11 protein-coding genes, 5 pseudogenes and 2 other annotated features are annotated in these 19,278 nt (G+C 63.5%); of the genes and pseudogenes, 7 read left to right on the forward strand and 9 right to left on the reverse strand.

Annotated features, from left to right (window positions below; translation table 11 throughout):
• Positions 1 to 73: 73 nt before the first annotated feature.
• Together P5P27_RS18690 and P5P27_RS18695 are read left to right on the forward strand one after the other, a co-directional pair.
• Positions 74 to 748, forward strand: a complete 675-nt coding sequence (locus P5P27_RS18690; RefSeq protein WP_006896936.1) for an RNA polymerase sigma factor — start codon at positions 74 to 76, stop codon at positions 746 to 748.
• Positions 745 to 1,203, forward strand: a complete 459-nt coding sequence (locus P5P27_RS18695) for a hypothetical protein (RefSeq protein WP_006896937.1) — start codon at positions 745 to 747, stop codon at positions 1,201 to 1,203. The genes P5P27_RS18690 and P5P27_RS18695 overlap by 4 nt, the downstream gene beginning before the upstream one ends.
• Before the next feature lie 253 nt (positions 1,204 to 1,456).
• On the opposite strand, the gene P5P27_RS18700 is transcribed toward P5P27_RS18695, so the two are convergent.
• On the reverse strand, positions 1,457 to 1,831 hold the full coding sequence (locus P5P27_RS18700) for a Pycsar system effector family protein (RefSeq protein ID WP_006896938.1): 375 nt from the start codon (positions 1,829 to 1,831) through the stop codon (positions 1,457 to 1,459).
• Between the two features lie 231 nt (positions 1,832 to 2,062).
• Here P5P27_RS18700 and P5P27_RS18705 point away from each other — a divergent pair.
• Positions 2,063 to 3,285, forward strand: a protein-coding gene (locus P5P27_RS18705) for an IS3 family transposase (protein ID WP_233500136.1) whose coding sequence is annotated in 2 segments (ribosomal slippage) — positions 2,063 to 2,342 and positions 2,342 to 3,285 — 1,224 coding nt in all. Because the reading frame shifts where the segments join, the coding sequence is not laid out codon by codon here.
• Positions 2,332 to 2,465, forward strand: a sequence feature (AL1L pseudoknot). It overlaps the preceding gene by 134 nt.
• Before the next feature lie 28 nt (positions 3,286 to 3,313).
• Here the strand turns inward: P5P27_RS18705 and P5P27_RS18710 are convergent.
• A pseudogene (locus P5P27_RS18710) lies at positions 3,314 to 4,333 on the reverse strand (IS256 family transposase); the annotation flags it as partial.
• A 52-nt stretch (positions 4,334 to 4,385) separates the two neighbouring features.
• Between P5P27_RS18710 and P5P27_RS18715 the strand changes: the two are divergent.
• Positions 4,386 to 4,652 (forward strand): annotated as a pseudogene (locus tag P5P27_RS18715) (transposase); the annotation flags it as partial.
• 69 nt (positions 4,653 to 4,721) lie between these two features.
• Positions 4,722 to 5,887 (forward strand): IS3 family transposase gene (locus P5P27_RS18720; protein WP_371308121.1). Its coding sequence is split into 2 segments (ribosomal slippage): positions 4,722 to 5,006 and positions 5,009 to 5,887, totalling 1,164 coding nucleotides; the frame shifts between segments, so codons are not numbered across the junction.
• A 40-nt stretch (positions 5,888 to 5,927) separates the two neighbouring features.
• Here the strand turns inward: P5P27_RS18720 and P5P27_RS18725 are convergent.
• Positions 5,928 to 8,969, reverse strand: a complete 3,042-nt coding sequence (locus tag P5P27_RS18725) for an MMPL/RND family transporter (protein ID WP_006896682.1) — start codon at positions 8,967 to 8,969, stop codon at positions 5,928 to 5,930.
• A 121-nt stretch (positions 8,970 to 9,090) separates the two neighbouring features.
• A complete protein-coding gene (locus tag P5P27_RS18730; RefSeq protein WP_020173037.1) occupies positions 9,091 to 9,672 on the reverse strand; it encodes a TetR/AcrR family transcriptional regulator in 582 nt (193 codons plus the stop codon).
• A 344-nt stretch (positions 9,673 to 10,016) separates the two neighbouring features.
• On the opposite strand from P5P27_RS18730, the gene P5P27_RS18735 reads away from it, so the two are divergent.
• A protein-coding gene (locus tag P5P27_RS18735; RefSeq protein WP_223291304.1) for an IS3 family transposase occupies positions 10,017 to 11,263 on the forward strand; the annotation gives its coding sequence in 2 pieces (ribosomal slippage) (positions 10,017 to 10,302 and positions 10,302 to 11,263; 1,248 coding nt in all).
• Positions 10,295 to 10,423: a sequence feature (AL1L pseudoknot), on the forward strand. Its footprint overlaps the gene before it by 129 nt.
• Positions 11,264 to 11,278: 15 nt before the next feature.
• Here P5P27_RS18735 and P5P27_RS18740 read toward each other — a convergent pair.
• Both P5P27_RS18740 and P5P27_RS18745 read right to left on the reverse strand, forming a co-directional pair.
• The gene (locus P5P27_RS18740; RefSeq protein ID WP_006896686.1) at positions 11,279 to 11,680 is read right to left on the reverse strand and encodes a hypothetical protein; all 402 of its coding nucleotides are present in this window, start codon (positions 11,678 to 11,680) and stop codon (positions 11,279 to 11,281) included.
• Positions 11,680 to 12,390, reverse strand: a pseudogene (locus tag P5P27_RS18745) (protein NO VEIN domain-containing protein); the annotation flags it as partial. The gene P5P27_RS18740 and the pseudogene P5P27_RS18745, both read right to left, overlap by 1 nt.
• A gap of 56 nt (positions 12,391 to 12,446) precedes the next feature.
• Here P5P27_RS18745 and P5P27_RS18750 point away from each other — a divergent pair.
• A protein-coding gene (locus tag P5P27_RS18750) for an IS3 family transposase (protein WP_464367261.1) occupies positions 12,447 to 13,693 on the forward strand; the annotation gives its coding sequence in 2 pieces (ribosomal slippage) (positions 12,447 to 12,729 and positions 12,729 to 13,693; 1,248 coding nt in all).
• A gap of 27 nt (positions 13,694 to 13,720) precedes the next feature.
• Here P5P27_RS18750 and P5P27_RS18755 read toward each other — a convergent pair.
• From P5P27_RS18755 to P5P27_RS18765, 3 genes and pseudogenes are all read right to left on the reverse strand, one after another.
• Positions 13,721 to 16,423, reverse strand: a pseudogene (locus tag P5P27_RS18755) (helicase-related protein); the annotation flags it as partial.
• Between the two features lie 1,443 nt (positions 16,424 to 17,866).
• Positions 17,867 to 18,244, reverse strand: a pseudogene (locus P5P27_RS18760) (TniQ family protein); the annotation flags it as partial.
• A 63-nt stretch (positions 18,245 to 18,307) separates the two neighbouring features.
• Positions 18,308 to 19,018, reverse strand: a complete 711-nt coding sequence (locus P5P27_RS18765; RefSeq protein WP_223291355.1) for a hypothetical protein — start codon at positions 19,016 to 19,018, stop codon at positions 18,308 to 18,310.
• Positions 19,019 to 19,278: the final 260 nt, after the last annotated feature.

The raw sequence follows: 19,278 nt of genomic DNA on the forward strand, positions 1-19,278 counted from the left end.
TTCCAAGGGACCCCGTCGGTTCCGGGGTTGTATATAGTCAGTCGCAGCCGAACAGAAAGTTGCACGCGAATCGGTGAATGATCTGAATCACACCAACGGTCACCGGGCGAGCCCAGGTCTGGACGACTTCTCCGACGAGGAGTTGGCCGCCGCCGCAGGTGCCGGTGATCCGGAGGCCTTCGACGTCCTGATCGGCCGAACGGCGCCGCTCCTGCTGCGATTCGTCCGGCGCATGATCGACGATCCGCAGGTCGCCGAGGACGTCGCGCAGGAGACGATGATCGCGGTGTGGCGCGCACTGCCGGACTTCGAGTTCCGCAGCGCGGTCCGCACCTGGGTGCTCGGCATCGCTCATCGCAAGGTGATCGACCACTATCGCCGCCGCCGGGAACTGCCCACTGAGAACGAGCAATTCGCCGACCTCGAGTCGGCCCAGCCGCTGCCGAGCGAGGCCGCCGAGCGAGCCGAATTGGTCGAAGCACTCCGCACCGAACTGACGCACCTGCCGCCCGTACCGCGGGCGGTGTGGTGGCTTCGGGAGGTCGAGGGCCTCTCTCTCGGCGAGATCGAGTCGGTACTGAAGATCAGCAACGGTTCGGTGCGTGGGCACCTCCAGCGCAGTCGGACCTTCCTCACCACTCGCCTCGCGCCGTGGAAGCCTGGGAGTAGCGGGATGCCGAGCCCGGAGGAACGCATCGGCGAACCCGAAGCACAGCGACAGAGTCGAGAGAGGAGGACGCGGACATGAATTCAGAGGCTGTAGGCGGAGATCCGACCGACGCCTGGCTGGTGGACGCGAGCCGCCGCCTCGATGAGCCGACCGGCGACGTCGCACGCCTGGTCTCGGCGATCGCGTCCGGACTGCCCCGGCTCCGTCGGCCCGGCCGCGACCTCGCCACCGACGACCCGAGGGTCCGCGTCAACGACCGCGTCCTCAAGCAACTCTTGGCCACGCGGGTGCGGAACGCCGTCGGCCGCCTGGTGGTCCACGTCCGGCTGGACGGCGACGACGATGAACTCACCGGCCTCACGATCGGGCTCGTCGCCCGCTACCGCGACGACCTCCACGCCGAGGCCGACCGAGTCCGCGACGCCGTCGAACAGGTTCTGGGCCAGACCCTCGGCCCGGACCGCGCACGGCGGGCCGGCGCCCAGGTGCATGTCCGTTGGCAGGACGTGTACAGCCGGGAGTGGCTGAACTGAGAAGGGGGTTGGGGCGAGGCTCAAGCCCGACAACCCGCGTCGCGCCGCTGTCGAGATGCAGCGGAGATTAGCAGCGCTACCCCCGGAAGTCTGACAGAACATGCGTGCCTCGATGAGTCGTGTCAATTTTGATTCTCCATGTGGTCGGCCATCCAAGTCACTTTCGGCGAACATTTGGCGTAGATCGATCTCTTGCGGCGCCCATGCAGCGGCAACCCCTCTGCTCTGACGACCGAGCATCGCCTCACACAAGTCAGCATGTCGCACATATGCCAAGTGCCATAACGCCAATCGGAGAAAGACTCATAGACAACTGCACAAGCCGGTGCTTTGTCCACGCTATCTTGCTCATCTCCACGAGCTGTTTCGACAGTACCGGAAGAAGAGTCGGGCCCTCGAGCCGATCCTGAACGGCTTCGGGCGTCAGGTGCCGCAGGTGTCCGAAATAGACAAAGTTGTCCGGCGCCTCAACCTCGAGGTTGGAGGCCCGTAGCCGGGGACGCACAACCCAGGCCGCACATAGGACGCTAGCTACTAAGAGGAGGATGCCAACGACGTACCAGACTACGGCCCAGCCCCCAAGGTCATGGAGCACCCGCCCCTCGCCCGACAGCGTGATAACTCCCACGAGGAGCGCGGTCTCAATTGTCAGTGCAAATGGCGCCTTCGTATCGGAGATATTGTCAAGACCTGTGGATGAGGTTGTTTCAGGCGGCCTCCTCTTGCGATGTTGATGGGGTGTCGGATTCGACGAGTTTGCCTTTCTCGAAGGTCTTGCCGGCTCGGACGAGGGCGACGACGTGGGGTGCGTTGAAGCGCCCTGGGTTCCGTTCCGAGTCTCAGCAAGGAGAATCGGAGTATGCCCAAGAAGTTCAGTCCAGAGCTGCGTGAGCGTGCCGTGCGCATGGTCTACGACCGCCAAGCCCGCGAGGGCGGCCCTCGCGCAGCATCGATCCGTGCCGTCGCGCCGCAGCTCGGTGTCGGCACAGAGACGCTGCGGATCTGGTGCAATCGCTACGGCGCCACCGAGCCGGTCGGACCGGGAGAGCCGCTCGAGGAGGAGAATCGCCGTCTCCGGCGGGAGCTCGCCGAGGCGCGACGTGCGAACGAGATCCTGAAGGCCGCCTCAGCGTTTTTCGCAGCGGAACTCGACCGCCCCACGACGAAATGATCGCGTTCGTCGACATGCATCGCGAGAAGTTCGGGGTCGAGGCCATCTGCCGCATCCTCAGTGCGACAGAATGTGGGTTCATCACCTCCCGCGGATACCGCGCTGCCAAGAACAGGCCGGCCTCCGCTCGCAGCGTTCGGGACGAGATGCTGGCGGAGGAGGTGCAGCGGATTCATCAGGCGAACTACAGCGTCTATGGGGTCCGGAAGATGTGGCACGCAATGCGCCACGCAGGATGGAACGTCGGTCGCGACCAGGTCGCGAGGCTGATGAAGATCGCCGGCCTGCAGGGCGTTCGCCGAGGTCGAAAGCCCGTCACCACCTGCTCCGCAGACGGAGATGACCAGCGCCCGGACCTCGTTGAACGGCGGTTCGTCGCGGATCGACCGCAGCAGCTTTGGGTCGCCGACATCACCTACGTCCGGATGCTCTCCGGGTTCTGCTACGTCGCATTCGTTACCGATGTCTTCAGTCGCAGAATTGTCGGCTGGGCGGTCGCGCCCACGCTCCACACGGAGTCTCTGCCATTGCTCGCACTGGAGCATGCACTGCAGTCCACCGGGGTGAGCAGGAACGAAAGCGGATTGATCCACCATTCCGACAGGGGTAGTCAATACGTTTCGCTCGCCTATTCGGACGCTCTGCTCGCCGCGGGAGTTACGGCTTCAGTAGGTACCGTCGGCGATAGCTACGATAACGCGCTGGCCGAGACAGTGAACGGCCTATACAAGGCGGAGTTGATCTACTCCAAGCGGATCTGGGAGTCAGTCAGCGAGGTTGAGCTCGCCACGATGGGCTGGGTCCACTGGTGGAACACCTCCCGGCTCCACGAAGCTCTCGGCTACCGCACCCCGGCGAACGTCGGAGCGACCTACACTCACACCACGACGACCGCGCCCGCGACCGTGTAACCACGGAACGAAACCCAGGGCGCTTCACGTTGACGGCTCGCCATTTCACTTGTGCGGCTTCGATGAGCTTGTAGGCCATCGCCAGTCCCGCGGCTCGGGAGCCGGGTCCCTTGGTCACCTTGGTCCGTAACCGCACGGTGGCGAAGGTCAACTCGATCGGGTTGGTCGTGCGCAGGTGGGTCCAGTGCTCGGCCGGGTAGTGGTAGAACTCCAGCAGCACATCAGCGTCGTCGACGATCTTGGCGACCGCTTTGGGATACTTCGCCCCGTAGGTCTTCTCGAAGGCGGCGATGGCCTTACGGGCGTAGCCGATGTCCTCGGCGTTGTAGATCTCCTGCATCGCTTTGATCGCATTCGGATGGGCCGACTTGGGCAGTGCGGCAAGCACATTGCCCTGTTTATGAAACCAGCACCGCTGCTCTCGGGTGTCCGGGAACACCTCGCGCAGCGCAGCCCAGAACCCCAGCGCCCCGTCCCCGACGGCCAGGTTCGGGGCCGCCATGCCGCGGCGTCGGCACGACCGCAATAGATCGGCCCATGATTCGGTGGATTCGCGGTACCCATCGGCCAGGGCGACGAGCTCTTTACGGCCGTCGGCACGCACGCCGATCATCACCAGCAGACACAGCTTCTCCTGCTCGAGCCGGACTTTGAGGTGGATGCCGTCGACCCAGAGGTAGACATAATCGCTGGTGATGTCGCGGTCGTCGAAGGCGGCCGCTTCCTTCTGCCACTGGCTGGCCAGTCGAGTGATCGTGGCCGCCGATAACCCCGCACCCGAGCCAAGAAACTGCTCCAGCGCCGGCCCAAAATCTCCCGACGACAACCCGTGCAGGTACAGCAGCGGCAACACCGCGCTGACCTCGGGGCTTTTACGTGCCCAGGCCGGGATGATCCCCGACGAGAACCGTTGGCGTTCACCAGTTTCAGGGTCGACCCGTTTGTCGTTGACCCTTGGTGCCCGCACCGGAACCGCACCGGCGGCGGTCATCACCTCCCGCGGGTTGTGGTAGCCGTTACGCACCACCAGCCGGCGCCCATCCTCATCGTGAATCGCCCCGGCGTGTCCGGAGACTCTGTTCGTTGGGAAGGATGGAGTCATGTCAGGAAGTGGGACGAAGAGGTACCCGGCCGAGATGCGTGAGCGGGCGATCCGGATGGTCGCTGAGATTCGGGCTGAGGATGACTCGGAGTGGGCAGCGATGGGCAAGGTCGCTGAGCTACTCGGGATAGGTACGCCAGAAACGGTCCGCAAGTGGTGTCGTCGGGCCGAGGTCGATGCTGGCCAGCGGCCGGGAACAACGACTGAGGAATCGGCCGAACTCAAGCGACTCAGACGCGAGAACACTGAATTGAAGCGGGCTAACGGGACTGCTGCACGTATAGGTGACATCTGATCTGGCTTGCCCGAGGGTGGGCCTGGAAGGATGACTATCGTGCCTAAGCCTTATCCGCAGGAGTTCCGCGACGATGTGGTCCGGGTAGCCCGAGACCGTGAACCTGGCGTGACACTCGCGCAGGTCGCGAAAGACTTCGGGATCCATGAGATGACCCTGGCCAAGTGGATGCGCCGCGTCGCCATCGACGACGGACACAAGCCTGGAACAACGTCGACCGAATCTGCCGAACTGAGAGAGCTTCGGAAGCGGAATCGGTTGTTGGAGCAGGAGAACGAGGTCCTGCGACGGGCTGCGGCATATCTGTCGCAGGCGAACCTTCCGGGAAAAGGCTCTACCCGCTCGTGAAAGAGCTCGCCGCCGACGGAATCCCCGTCACGGTGACGTGCCGGGTACTCAAGCTCTCCAGACAGCCCTACTACCGGTGGCTCAGGGACGCGGTCACCGCGGCAGACTGGGTCGAAGCGGAGCGGGCGAACGCCCTGTTCGACGCGCATCGTGATGACCCGGAATTCGGGTACCGCTTCCTCGCCGATGAAGCCGAAGCTGCTGGTCAGCCGATGAGCGGGCGGACGGCATGGCGGATCTGCTCGGCCAACCAGTGGTGGTCGAGCTTCGGCAAGAAACGTGGGAAGAACGGTAAGAAGCCGGGCCCGCCTGTGCACGACGACCTGGTCGAACGCGACTTCACCGCCGACACACCGGACCAAGTGTGGCTCACTGATATCACCGAGCATTGGACCGACGAGGGCAAGCTCTACCTCTGCGCGATCAAAGACGCCTGCTCGGGGCGGATCGTCGGCTACAGCATCGACTCCAGGATGAAGTCCCGTCTCGCCGTGACCGCTCTGGACAACGCTGTTGCCCGCCGAGAGGACGATGTTTCGGGTTGTATTGTCCATTCGGACAGGGGCTCTCAATTCCGGTCGCGGAAGTTCGTGTCCGCGCTCAACCGACACGGCCTGGTTGGGTCCATGGGCAGAGTCGGTGCCGCCGGCGACAACGCAGCGATGGAATCGTTCTTCGCGCTCCTCCAGAAGGACGTCCTGGACCGGCACCGCTGGAGCACCCGCGAGCAGTTGCGGATCGCGATCGTCACCTGGATCGAACGGACCTACCACCGACGCCGTCGTCAGGCCCGCCTCGGCCGGTTGACCCCGATCGAATACGAGACGATCATCAACACAGCCGCCTCAGCGGCATGACACCGAAACTGTCACCTGGTCGTGCAGCAGTCCCCCGGCTTTATGTTTGCTTTGCGGGGTGGGGTCGGTGGCGGCGTTGGGTGGGAGGGGTCGTTGGCTTTTGGGGCCACCAGCTTGCGTTGCCGAGGAGTGTGGCGATGGCTGGTACCACGATGGTGCGGACGATGAAGGTGTCGATGAGAAGGCCTACGCCGATGATGAGTCCGACTTGGGTCATGATGCCGATGGAACCGGCGATGAGGCCGAACATGCTGGCGGCGAAGATGAGGCCTGCTGAGGTGATAACTGAGCCGGTGTTGGTGACGGTGCGGAGCACTCCGACTCGGACGTTGTGATGTGATTCTTCGCGCAATCGTGAGACCAGCAGCATGTTGTAGTCGGCGCCGACGGCTACCAGGACGATGAACGCTAATAGGGGCACAGGCCAAGCGATGTCGGTGTGGAGTATGTGCTGAAAGATCAGGACGCCTATGCCCAATGCTGCGGTGTAGTTGAGTACGACGGTGCCGAGTAGGTAGATGGGTGCGACCAGTGAGCGCAGCAGGATGATCAGGATGATGCCGACGATGGCCAGGGTGGCCAGGGCCAGGAGGCGGAAGTCGTTGGTGAGCAGTCGTTGCAGGTCGGCGTTGATAGCGGGGAAGCCGGCGACGGAGACGGTGGAGTCGGTCAGGGTGGTGTTGGGTTTTGCGTCGTTGGCGACGGTGGCGATGGTGCTGGCCAGGCGCATGGCGTCCGCGCTGTAGGGGTCGAAGCTTGTCTGGACGGCGTAGCGCACGGTGTGTCCGTCCGGGGAGATGAATTGGCGCGCAACGTCGGCGAATTGCTGGTCAGCGAAAGCATCTTTGGGTAAGTAGAAGCCGGTGGCCGAGTCCGAGCCGCGGGTTTCGCGCGCGGTGGTCTGTAGTTGGGCGGCGAGCGTGGCCATGCCGGCGAGTTGTTGAAGGTTGCTGTCGACGAGTGCAGATACGCCTTCGGCGAGTGTTCGCGAGCCGGCGGCGAGTTGGGAGACCCCGGTCTGCAGTTGGGCGAGTTTGGTTGGCAGGTCTTGGGCCCCGATGGTTCCCAGCGTGGTCTCGAGGGTGGCGACGGTGGCGTTGAGTTGGTTGGTGACCGCGGTGAGGGGGGTGTCCATCTGCGCGAGCTGGGTGGACAGTGTCGTGATCTGGGTGAAGAACCCGCTGTCGCGGAGTGCGGCGAGATCGCGGGCTTGTTGGCGCAGGGTGCTGCATTGGGGTAGTTGAGTGCACAGCGCTGAGTTATCCAGTAACGGGAGCACTGAGGTGATTGTGGCTATGGCGGCTGATGACTGTTCGGCCAGGGCTGCTAGCTGAGGGGCGTTCTGCGCGGCTTGGTCGAGTTGGGGTGCGGCGGCGGTCAGTGTTTGTAGAAGTGGTTGGTATTGACCTATTTCGGCCCCGATGGTGGTGACTTGGTTAAGAATGCCAGCCAGTGGGGTGAGATTGGTGCGGATCTGTATGTCGAGTTGTTCGAGGCCGTCGGCGAGTTGGTCTGCACCAGAACGCAATTGTTCGAGGTCACCTTTGCGGGCTTGGCCCTCACCCACTGAGCCGGCCACCCGATCGCCGATCTGCCCGTTCTGCCAGGAGAGTTGGGCTTGTTCGAGTTTGGCTCCGGTCGGGCGAGTGACACCGACCACACGGGTGACGCCGGGGATCTGCGCAATCCGAGCTGCCATCTGATCAAGGTCGGCAAGTCCGTTGGTTGTTCTCAGATCGGTGGGCGAATCCACGACGACAAATTCCGCGATGGTGATGTCTTGCGGGAAGTGCCGGTTGAGCAGTGCGTAACCTTCGTTGCTGTCGGTGGTTGTGGGTTGACCGTCTCGGTCGTCGTAGGTGATCTGAATGCCCAGCGCGGTGACGCTCAGGATCGTCAATCCGACGAGGCTGACGGCCAGCAACGGCGCCGGGCGGCGTACGACGAGGACCGCGATGCGGTTCCAGTAGCGCCGCGTGAGGTCTTTGCGCGGGGCACCCCACCCCCATCGCGCAGCCCACAGCAGCACTGGCGGCAACAACGTGACGGTGGCGAGGAATCCGATGAGGATCGCCACTGCGCAGGCGGGGCCGAGGGTGGCGAAGACGCTGAGCTGCCCGAAGACCATGGCTAAGAACGCGAGAGCAACAGTGCTTGCCGACGCAAGGATCACCCGTCCGATGGTGGCGGTGGCATCGATGAGAGCGTCGGACGCGGCGGCGCCTTGGCGCAGCCTTTCGTGGTATCTGCTGATCACAAAGACCGAATAGTCCACACCGGCGCCGAGCAAGATGACGGTCATGAACGCAACGGTGAATTGCGAGACTGGCATGCCCAGTTCGCCTAACGCAGACATGACTCCGCGGGCTACGGCGAGACTGATACCGATGACCAGAAGCGGTAGCAACGCAGTGAACACCGACCGATAGACGATCAGCAAGATTATGGCGATCAGCACGACGGTGGCGATGGTGATGACCACCAGATCCTTTTCAGCGGTGACGATTTGGTCGCTGAAGGTCGCTGTTGGTCCGGTCACGTGGACTGTCGTGCTGGTGCCGGTAAAGACCTCTGCTGCGGTCTCGCGGATCGATTCCACAGCGTGGGCCGCCGTCGGCCCGCCGAGGCTGCCGCTGACCCCGACGGGCAAGTACCAGGCTTTGCCGTCTTCGCTGAGCGCTTGTCGGGCAGTGATCGGGTCGGCGAGCAGGTCGCGTACGGCCTGCACATCATCGCGGTCGGCGCGGAGCCGGACCACGAGGTCGTCATAGCGTTGGCGGGCGGGCTCGGTGAGTCCGGCCGGATCTTCCATTGCCACGAACACCGTGGTCTTCGCGCCCTTTTCGTCGAACGCCTCGCCCATGCGATCGAGCGCCTGAAACGACGGCACGCCCTTAGGAATTGGGTCCACCGATTGCTGGCGCACAACTGTTTCCAACTGGGGAAACAGCACAGCCAACACCACGGCAACAGCCACCCAGACGCCCGCTACCAGCGCTTTGTGCGACAAGACGAAGCGTCCCACCTGCCCCAGCGACCGGCTGTACTCACCGCGACCGGTCGATCGCCGAAGCTTCACCACTGCTCACGCATCCATCGCTGCGTTGGCATCGCACACCCTTCGACAAATGAATCAATCGGTATCACTACGCTACAGCATGTAGCGAAAGGAATGGATTGTTCGGCGACGCGGGACTATCGGATCAGCGGCGGTGGGCGGCGAGAAAGTCGTCGACAAGCTGTTCGCAGTCCGCGCCACTCATCGAGCGAAGGCCGGACAGCCGCGCGAAGACCAGCGGGCCCACGAGCTGGGTGATGGCCACGCCGGGATCGAACTCGTCGAGTTCCTTCTGGGCGGCGGCGCTCTGCAACACCTGATCGAACGGTTCCCGGTACTGCGCGATGACACGAGCGCGCAGCGGCGCGAGGGTGTTCTGCTGCTCCCCGGGCTCCTCCGGCACCATCGCCAGCCACGCCAAGGCGGTCAATTGCAGTGGCGCCTGCTCGATCAACGCAGCCTGAGCACGGACCAACCGCACCAAACTGTCGCGGATTGGTCCGTGCGCGTCAGGGACGTCGGCGTGGGGCAACAATCGTTCGAACGCCGCAGCCAACAAATCGGTGGTGCCGTCGAAATGCCGGTAAAACGTCGTTCGAGCCACCCGCGACATCCGGGAGACCGCCCCGACCGTGACTGCATCAACCCCGCCGGTCTTCAACAGGGCAGATGCCGCATCAACCAACCGGTTGCGTGAACGAACCAAACGCGGGTCTTTGTCATCCATCACGTCCTTGGACCGAGGACCCGCGTCGCGCCTGGCCGCCATCACCGCACCCACACTCCCATCCCCGAGACTGCTCTCGGGCGCCTGGCGATCTTGGTTCGCACGAAGTGCTACTGATAATAGCGAAAGTCGAGGAGTGTCCGCCGGGCTAGTCGTGCAATTCACCTGTTCGACACCCCGACCCGGCAGGAAGGTCGGCGCCACGGTGCCCGCCTCCGGGGTACCTTCGGCGAAGGGTTGGTAGATCAATTCGGGGCTTGGCGGCAGGGCTGGGGTGGGTACTGCTGAAGGGTGAATCGCCCCGGGTCTGGTGGAGGCTCTGAATCCACGGGAGGATGAGGAGCATGGCAGCACCGAGGAAGTACCCCGACGAGCTTCGGGAGAGAGTCACGAGGATGGCTGTTCAGTCACGGCGCGATCCATCGACGAGGTCGGGCACGTTCCGCCGTGTGGGCGAGCAACTGGGGATCAATCCCGAGACTTTGAGGAACTGGGTTGTGCAGGCCGAGGTCGACGAGGGGCACCGTCCCGGGACCACGACCAGCGAGTCCCAGCGCCTGGTCGAGCTGGAGAAGGAAGTGCGTGAGCTGCGCAGGGCGAACTCGATCCTGAGGTCGGCCTCGGCTTTTTTCGCGGCGGAGCTCGACCGCCCACAGCGTTGATCGTGGAATACATCGACCAGTACAAGCATGAGTTCGGCGTCGAGCCGATCTGTCGGACGCTGACCGCAGCGGGCACGCAGATCGCGCCGAGCACGTACTACGCGTTCAAGACCCGACCACCCTCGAAGCGAGCACTGCGCGACGAGGAACTGCTGATCGAGATCCACCGCGTCCACTCGGCGAACTTTGGCGTCTACGGGGCGAAGAAGGTCCACGCCCAACTGCGTCGCGAGGGCGTCGTCGTCGCGCGCTGCACGGTCGAGCGGCTCATGCGCGTTGCGGGGTTACGAGGGATTAGCCGAGCCAAGGGCCCGCGCACCACGATCTCCGGTCGCGGCCCGGATAGTCGGCCTGACCTGGTCGATCGCGACTTCACTGCAACCGCTCCGAACCAGTTGTGGGTCGCGGACATCACCTACTGCCGCACCTTCGTCGGCTGGGTGTATGCCGCGTTCGTCATCGACGTGTTCTCTCGCCGCGTGGTCGGCTGGCAGCTCTCGAAGTCGCTACGGACCGACCTTGCGCTGGACGCGTTGGAGATGGGCATCTGGACCCGCGATCGCGCAGGCCAGTCGGTCACCGGGCTCACGCACCACAGCGACAAGGGCGTTCAATACGTCGCCATCCGCTACACCGAGCGTCTTGCCGAGGCTGGCGCGGCCGCCTCGGTCGGTTCCACCGGCGACTCATACGACAATGCCCTGGCCGAGGCCTTCAACTCGCTGTTCAAGGCCGAGCTGGTCCGCAACCGCGGGCCCTGGAAGAATATCGACGACCTCGAGATCGCGACCGCGGAATACATCGACTGGTTCAATCACCGGCGATTGCACGGCGAGATCGGCATGATCCCGCCCATCGAGCTCGAGGACACCTATCATCACAACCACCCCGCACCGGTACCCGCCGACGCGGCACTTGCGAGCCTCTGACAAACCCGGGGCGATTCAGTCTTGATCGACCCGCTTGGGTTCGACACCGGAATCCATCTCTGACTCCGCACACCGGAGCACAACGGCCAAGACCTCTGCGACAGCGGGGCCGCTCTGCGCGCTGGCGGGCGGCGAGACGCCCGCCGGGGCGAACGGCAACGTCATCATGCGAATGGCCTCAAGCGTTCCCAGAGGGTCGTAGCCAGCGAACCCCTCGACGAACTGCGTCGCCGCATCATCGATGCGCCGCTCAACCTCCGCTGCAGGGTCGGTCGCTTTCGAGACGTCTGAAAGCAACCCAGCAGTATCGAAGGCGCGCTCCAGCACTACCTGAACGTGTTGGTCGGCGTGCCCGGCTTTAGTAGCGTCCTGGCGGCGCTTCTTGTTCCGCCGTTTTCGGGAGGACTTGGATGCCATCAAAACGGCGCCTTCCCTTTTGCCCACTGCTTGGACCAATCGCCTCGGATGCCGGTGGCGTTGAAGTCACCGAGGTCGGTGGTGGCGAATGGGTTGTCGAGGTAGCGGACCTCGTCGTGCTGGGCGCCACGCGGGTCGACGCGGACGAGAGCGAGGCGGTAACGCGGGGCGGCGTTCTTACCAACCATCACCTCGTTGTGGGTGACGAAGAAGTCGGTCGCTCCTTCGATACGCGCTTTGACCTCGATGCGGTAGGTGTCGCCTTTGGCGTCTGTGGAGAGGATGTCGAAACCGGGATTGTTGAAGGCCTGCTCGACGGGCTTGCGTCCGAGTTCACGTTCACGGGCCATCACCAAGTCGACACCGCGGCGTTCGACCTCTTTGGTCTCCTTCGCGTGGATGGGCGCGGTCGCGGGTAGGTCGGTCTCCAGTATCCCGACGGGGAGCACCAGTGCTGCGGTGACGATGCGTGGTGGCTTGGTCGACATAAGCTGCTGGTGGTCAAGCAGTGCGAGCCTCTTGCGTAGACGGGCGTCGAGTTCGACGGCTTTACGATTCAGGCTCTCCGATGATTCTTTCGGTTTCTCACCGGCGCGTTCCTTTTCCGCCGCGACGGCGGCATCGAGGATGAGGCGGTCGCGTTCACCTTCGAGCCGCTTGATGACCAGGTCACGTGCCTTACTCAACTCCGCGAGGCGCCTCGGCTGAACGTTGAATCGTCCCGGGTTTGATGGAGGCAGGTTTGACCGGAAGGGACACTTGTTTCATGCCTCGCCCATCGAAGTACTCGAAGGAGTTGCGGGACCGTGCCACGCGGATGGCCATCGATGCCCGTAGCGATCCTGCGACCGCGCCGGGTGCGTTGGCGCGGATCGCCAAGCAACTCGATATCCACCCCGAGACTCTGCGGAACTGGGTCCGCCGCGTCGAGAAGGGCCAAGCCGAAACCCCTGGCGTGGAGACGGTCTCCGATATCGAGAGGATCCGTCAGCTCGAGCGTGAGAACGCGGAGTTGCGGCGGGCGAACGAGATCTTGAAGACCGCGTCGGCTTTCTTCGCGGCCGAGCTCGACCGGCCACGCCGCTGATCGTCGATTTCATCGACCAGTACCGCCGTCGATGGCCCGTCGAGGCGATCTGCACCGCCCTCACCGAGGCCGGATGCGCGATCGCGCCATCGACCTACTACGCCGCCCGAGGCCGCGGTCCATCGGCCCGCGCCCTGCGCGACGAGGAACTCAAAGAACAGATCATGGACGTCTACGAAGACTCCGGCGGTATCTATGGGCGCCGCAAGATCCGCGCCGCACTCGCCCGCAAAGGGATAACGGTCGCGAAGTGCACGGTCGAACGATTGTGCGGTGACCTGGGAATCCGTGGGGTGGTGCGCGGGAAGTTCCCGCGCACCACGAAACCAGCGGCCGAGACCGAACACCCCGGTGATCTCGTTGACCGCGCATTCGCCGCGACAGCGCCGAATCAGCTGTGGGTTGCCGACATCACCTACGTCCGCACCGATGCCGGCTGGGTCTACGTGGCATTCGTCTTGGACGTGTTCTCGCGGATGATCGTCGGCTGGCAGACCTCGACCCGCATGTTCGCCGACCTGGCGATCGACGCCCTCGCGATGGGCTTGTGGCTGCGGCGTCGGACCGGCCAGGACATCACTGGCCTGATTCATCATTCCGACCGCGGAGTCCAGTATCGAGCGGTGCGCTACACCCAGGCCCTCGACGAGGCCGGCGCCGTCGCCTCAGTCGGCTCGCGCGGGGACTCCTACGACAACGCGATGGCCGAAGCCCTGAACTCGCTGTACAAGCACGAGCTGATTTACCGGAAGGGCCCGTGGCGATCGACGAACGCCGTCGAGATCGCGACTGCCGAATGGGTCCATTGGTACAACACCGCCCGACTGCACGGCGAACTCGATCACCGGCCACCGACAGAGATCGAGGACCTCTACTGGCAGCAGCACGCTGCTGCCGAGACTGAACCTGCACTACAGAACAAATGATCGGTCTCTAACAAACCCGGGACTTGACACGTCGTCGAGGTAGTCGGGGAGTTGGTTGGCGATAATCCAGCTCGTGGTTTTGTCTTCAGCACCTGCCAGCCACGGGAGGGTGCGGGCTGTATCGGTGACAGCGTTCTCGGGTGCCGCCACGCAGTCCAGGTAGGGCGCGGGGCCGGCAGGCGTCACGGTGCCGAAGCTGTCGACGTATGCGTAGCCGAAGCGGCGTGCGACGGACTCTCCGGTCGCGTCGGCGACCTCTTCGATCACGCCGACGAGCAGGTGTGTCTCCTCCAGCGTCGAGGAAACCAAGATCGTGCCTCGGTTGAGGGAACCACCGAACTGTCGCACGGACTCGTCCATGACCGCGTCGTGCAGCGGATGATCCGGGGCGAGAAGGTCGGCGCGGCTGAGTTCGTCGGCGTGGACCTTGCCAAGATCGAACGTGACTCGGTCGTACTTGGTTGCGATCGGCCCTGTGCCTGCGGCGCGTATTTGCTGGGGCACGTTCGCGATCTCGTAGCGACCCTGTTCGCGCCTCACGATGCGGCCGCCGAGGCGGGCGAAGGCGGCCTTGAATGCCATCTCGATGTAGTGCGGTTGAAGGCGGCGGGCGCGTGCTTCGTCCATTGCCGCGCGCAGTGCATGCAGGTCGGCCTCGGCCAGGTTCTCCGACGCCAATGCCCGTTCGTCGAGGAGATCCTTGAGTCCATCCCCGACCGACGCGTCGATGACCTCATGCATTTTAGCCTTGACGTCGGGGCGCTCGCCGTGCTGGATGGCATCGAGCAGGAGGTTGCGCAGCGGGGTCTCGGTGAACGCCTCGCCGAGGACGTCGAAGACTTTGCCACCGTATGTCTGACGCATCTGGTCGAGCTTCTCCAGCAGGCGGGTGAAGACTTCACCCTCGCGGGTGTTGGAGGCTACGAGGTTCCAGAGTCGGCAGACCTCTTCTTGGCCGATGCGGTGGATGCGGCCGAAGCGTTGCTCGATGCGGTTGGGGTTCCACGGCAGGTCGTAGTTGACCATCAGGTGCGCGGCCTGAAGGTTAAGCCCCTCTCCAGCGGCGTCGGTTGCGATGAGGATTTGGACGTCGCGGTTCTTGGTGAACTCCTCGGTGATCACGCGCCGCTCACCTCTGCGGACGCCACCGTGGATCGCCTTGACCGAGTCGGGCTTGCCGAGCAAAGAGCCGATCTTGGACTGGAGATAGTCAAGGGTGTCGCGGTGCTCGGTGAAGATGATGAACTTCCGTGGCCAACCGTTCGAATCGGTGACCAGCGCATTGTCCTGGAGGATCGTGGAGAGTTCGGTCCACTTGCGGTCGGTGCCAGCCTCGCGGACCTTCTTGGCGGTCGCAATCAGATCGGCGAGTTCGACAAGTTCTGCGTTGAGCTCCTCGACGGTCTGGGCGGCGGTGGCCGCGTCCATCACGTCTTCCTCAAGCTGCTCCAGTTCTTCGGCGTTGTATTCATCTTCGTCGAAGTCGCCCGAGCCGATGACGTCGTCGGGTTCCTTGTAGGTGCCGTTGAGGATCTCGGTCTTCTTGCGCTCCAGCCGTTCGGTGCGGCGGACGAGGCTCTTGTAGATCGCCTCAGGGCTGGAGGCGAGTCTGCGCTGAAGGACAGTCAGGGCGAATCCGACAGTGTTCTTACGCTTGCCGCCAAGCCTGTCGGCACGGTTCATGCCCTCGCGGACGTAGCGAGTGACGTCCTCGTAGAGGCCCTTCTCCCGCTCGGTCAACTCGTAGGGCACAGTTTCGGCGATGCGTTCAGGGAAGAGCTTCTTACCTTCGAACGTCAGCAGGTCTTCCTTGACCATGCGCCGCATGATTCCGGTGACGTCGACAGACTTCTTCTGCTTGCCCTCGAACCGATCGCGGTCGAGCAAAGTGAGGAAGAGCTGAAAGTCCTCTTCCTTGCCCGAGTGTGGAGTCGCGGTCATCAGCAGGAGGTGGCGGGTAATTTGGCCGAGCAGCTCCCCCAGCAGGAAGCGTTTGGTCTTCTCCAGCTTCCCGCCGAAGTAGTGCGCTCCCATTCTGTGTGCCTCGTCGACGATGATCAGATCCCACTCCGTCTCCTTCAGTTGGGCCTGGAGTGCCTCGTTGCGGGAGAGCTGATCCATGCGTGCGATCACGAGTGGGTTCGTTTCGAAGACGTTGAGGTTGATGTTGGCATCGATGAGCTGGTTGGTCAGCAGGTCGAACCGCAGCCCAAACTTGAAGAACAGTTCGTCCTGCCACTGCTCGACCAGTCCACCGGGAGCGATGATCAGGCACTGCTTGACGTCGTCGCGGAGCAGCAGCTCCTTGATGTAGAGGCCGGCCATGATCGTCTTGCCGGCACCGGGGTCGTCGGCGAGAAGGAACCGAAGCGGGGTCCGCGGTAGGAGTTCGCCGTACACCGCGCGAATCTGGTGCGGCAGCGGCTGCACGTCGCTCGTGGCGACGGCCAGCATTGGATCGAAAAGGCCGGCCAGCGAGATACGTTGGGCCTCGGCGACGAGCTTGAAGTCGCTGGCGGTGGCGTCAAACGCGCGGCTACCGCTGGTGGCGACGCTGAGGTTGTCCTGGTCCTTGCGGAACACAACCTGTTGGCCAAGTCCACCTGAGCCGTTCTGGTAAGTGAGTGCGAGTGCGTCCGTGCCATGCCATTGAGCAGCGATGACAGTGATCACCTCTGCGGGAATGAGACCCTCGACTCGCAGACCGGGCTTCAACTCTTCAAGCTGCACGCGTGGACCTCCTCATTGCCAGCACTCGAACGCTACCCGCCGATACTGACAGGTTCGCCATCGCCAGGAATTCAACGAGACCAAGCCGAGTGGCATTGCCAGGCCTTCGAACGCTTGCTGAGAAGCTGTCGAAGACTTCGCTGAGGTGCCGCCCGACGCCCGTCACCTCGAGTTCCCATCGGCGAGTTCGCGCAATGCTCGCCCCAACTCCTCCGGAAGCGTGTCACGAAACACCCGATAAGCCGCCTTCGATTGTCGGGTCACCGGCGGCGGCCACGCCGGGCTGGTGTCCAACCCCCCCTGAGCAACCTCGCACCACATCCATGTCACCGCGTACGGGAGTGCGGCCGCGCGCCTCCTCGGACTCGCCGACCGCGCCCAATCGGTGAACCACGTGTCGGGCGTACTCGCGAGCTCGATGACTCGTCGCTCGAGCGCCCGAAAATCCCGTCGACGCGATAGTTCCCTCGCTGCCGCGCTGGCGGCTGCCGCGATCTCTGAAGGACTCGCGGCCAGTCGCGTGCTCGCCGCTCGCGATGTCCGTCTGCCAATGTCCGGGTCGAGTTCGATACTCGCTGCAGCAGTGGACCACGTCGACCCTGGCCGTTGTGCGCGCGCAATACACAGGGAGGCGTACAGCCGCCCCGTGCTTTCCTGCGTTGTCAGCATCCCAGCGAAATGACGACGGTAGGTGTGCTCATCGAGGAGTTGAGGGATCGCAGACAGCGGCAGATCGATCAACGCGTCGTGATGATCGATCTGCAGGCCGACATGGCGGCGGGCTGAAAGCACCTGGACCACCAGCCAGCTCAACACCGGACTCTTTGCCGCGCGATTGACGATCCATCCTCTCGGGCCGCCCGGGACGTCCGGGATCAGATCGAACCACTCGGCCAACCGTGCGACGGCGTCCGCACTCTCCGGACTGGACAGAATCCCATCCGCCTCCGCCAGTGCTTCACCGCGGGTGACTGCACTTGTCGGCGGCTGAATACCCCACCGAGGCCCTCGAAGCTCAGTTGTGCGACCAGCGGCTTCGGCTTGGAGATCTCCGGCCCATTCGACGAAACCCCTTGCGCGAGACCGGGATGCGAGGTGAAGTAGAAGAGTGGTTAAGTTTCGGACTTCTGCGAGGTACGCGGGGGGCGCGAGAGCGCCATCGAGAACGCTCGTTTCTTCGCCTTGGATAGCGGCCGTAACCCGTGTTGCGGTCCGAATTGCACCTTCGGATGCAGCCGTCGGTTTCTCTCTCAGGATGGAGTGTCGGCAGGGAGCCGAGAATCCGAGCGGATTCCCGCACGGCTGGTGTTCATCGAGCCGAGGACGCAGCGGACTGTGGTGTCGCGTTCGAAAGCGCCGGCTACATCTTGAACACTCAGCGACCAGGTAGACGCCGTGGTCGGGACACACTGTCGACACCGGTAGCTTCCACGACAGCTGCCAGATTCCGTCGTGCGATAGGCAGAGTGGGCATAGTTGCGTCCCATGCTGCGGGAACCACCCCTGGCAAACGATGGCGCGGTAGCTCGCCCGATCGAGCGGGTCGAAGCCGTCGAGGTTGAGTGGCGCGCCTCCGTCGTAACGCAACAAGGTCGAATTCTCGACGGCCGATGCCCCCAGCCCAGTGAGATCCACTATTCGGCCGACGAGCTCATCGCTAGGCCGGACCAGCATGAAAGCCGTCGAGACCGACGATCCGTCCCGGTTCTCCTTGAGCATGCGGACAAGACTCTTGGTCGTCAGATCGTTCACAAGTGCAATCCGCTCGAGGTACGAATCAAGCGACTCGCGTGGATCGATTGCAACTCGAGCGGGGAGCATTAGCTCAGAGGCTCCATCGCCGTCGCGGTTTGGTAGCGCCCGCAGTGGGCGAGCGACTGGAAGTCACGCGCCCACACGAGTCCGGTCCTCTTCTGAGACTCGGTCCGAATCCACCACACCGAAGTCTCCACTCCCAACCTGACGCACAAGATCTTCGTCGGCGACGCAGATCGCTTCGGCGGCACTGCGGAGGATGAGACGGCCTTCGGGGTTGAGCGCAGCGTCAAATGCTTTCAGGTGTTCGGCGTCTGGCCATGTACGCGGGCTATCACAGGTTGCATCGAACCACATCCAAGATGCGGCGAGCCGGGCGCAGCCATCGAAGTTCCGGGCGGCTGCGGGCAGGGTGCCGACCAGGTCCGGCGGGGCGGCTTCAATCCGTCTTAACGCGTCGCGGCGCTCACGGTAGTTGACGAGCTCGTCGAGGCATAGAGCTCGCGCCAGATTCATCGCATGGGCAATGTCGCTCTCGCGGTGGAAGATCGGAGTCCATTTCGGCCACGCCCCTATGCAAATCGAGTAGCTACCAGCTTTCGTCAGACGGTAGGTCGGCTCGTCGGCAAGGCTCCAATGATCGCGCAACCGAACACATTGACTGAGAAGTAGCGCGACTCTGGAACGCCACAACCACTGGGCGGGGTCGAGCACGAACGGTTCGCCTTCTTGCCGGTAGATCCCTGGGATGTGGTCAAGCGTCAATTGCGTATGGCCAAGCGCCAGCCGCATCAGATCTTCGCCGCGTGGATGGCGGACTGAGCTCTTCGGTAACCGCATGGTCTTGACAGTCTTCGCGCCTGTGCGGAGTACCCGTCGAGTGAAGACCTGCGAATCGGGTATTTCAGAATTCTCTGGTCGGACAGGAGTGGGACGTGGATGTGGAGATACTCGTGGTGTCAGCCACGTTCGCTGTTCTTCCCAGGCCATTGCGATGGCCAGTGCACGAACGGCAGGAGATCGCGGTAGCTCTTCCTCGGACTCGTGACTCGTCGCAAGATCTGCCGTCGCAGTGGTCACCAACTGAGCATCAGCTGGGA

This window comes from Gordonia sihwensis (assembly GCF_029632925.1).
In the GTDB taxonomy this organism is placed as follows: domain Bacteria; phylum Actinomycetota; class Actinomycetes; order Mycobacteriales; family Mycobacteriaceae; genus Gordonia; species Gordonia sihwensis.

Bases quoted from the DNA above. Each gene is read 5' to 3' on its own strand.
- P5P27_RS18695 (WP_006896937.1), top strand. From the start codon at position 745: ATGAATTCAGAGGCTGTAGGCGGAGATCCGACCGACGCCTGGCTGGTG.
- P5P27_RS18730 (WP_020173037.1), bottom strand. From the start codon at position 9,672: ATGGATGACAAAGACCCGCGTTTGGTTCGTTCACGCAACCGGTTGGTT.
- P5P27_RS18740 (WP_006896686.1), bottom strand. From the start codon at position 11,680: ATGGCATCCAAGTCCTCCCGAAAACGGCGGAACAAGAAGCGCCGCCAG.
- P5P27_RS18765 (WP_223291355.1), bottom strand. From the start codon at position 19,018: ATGCGGTTACCGAAGAGCTCAGTCCGCCATCCACGCGGCGAAGATCTG.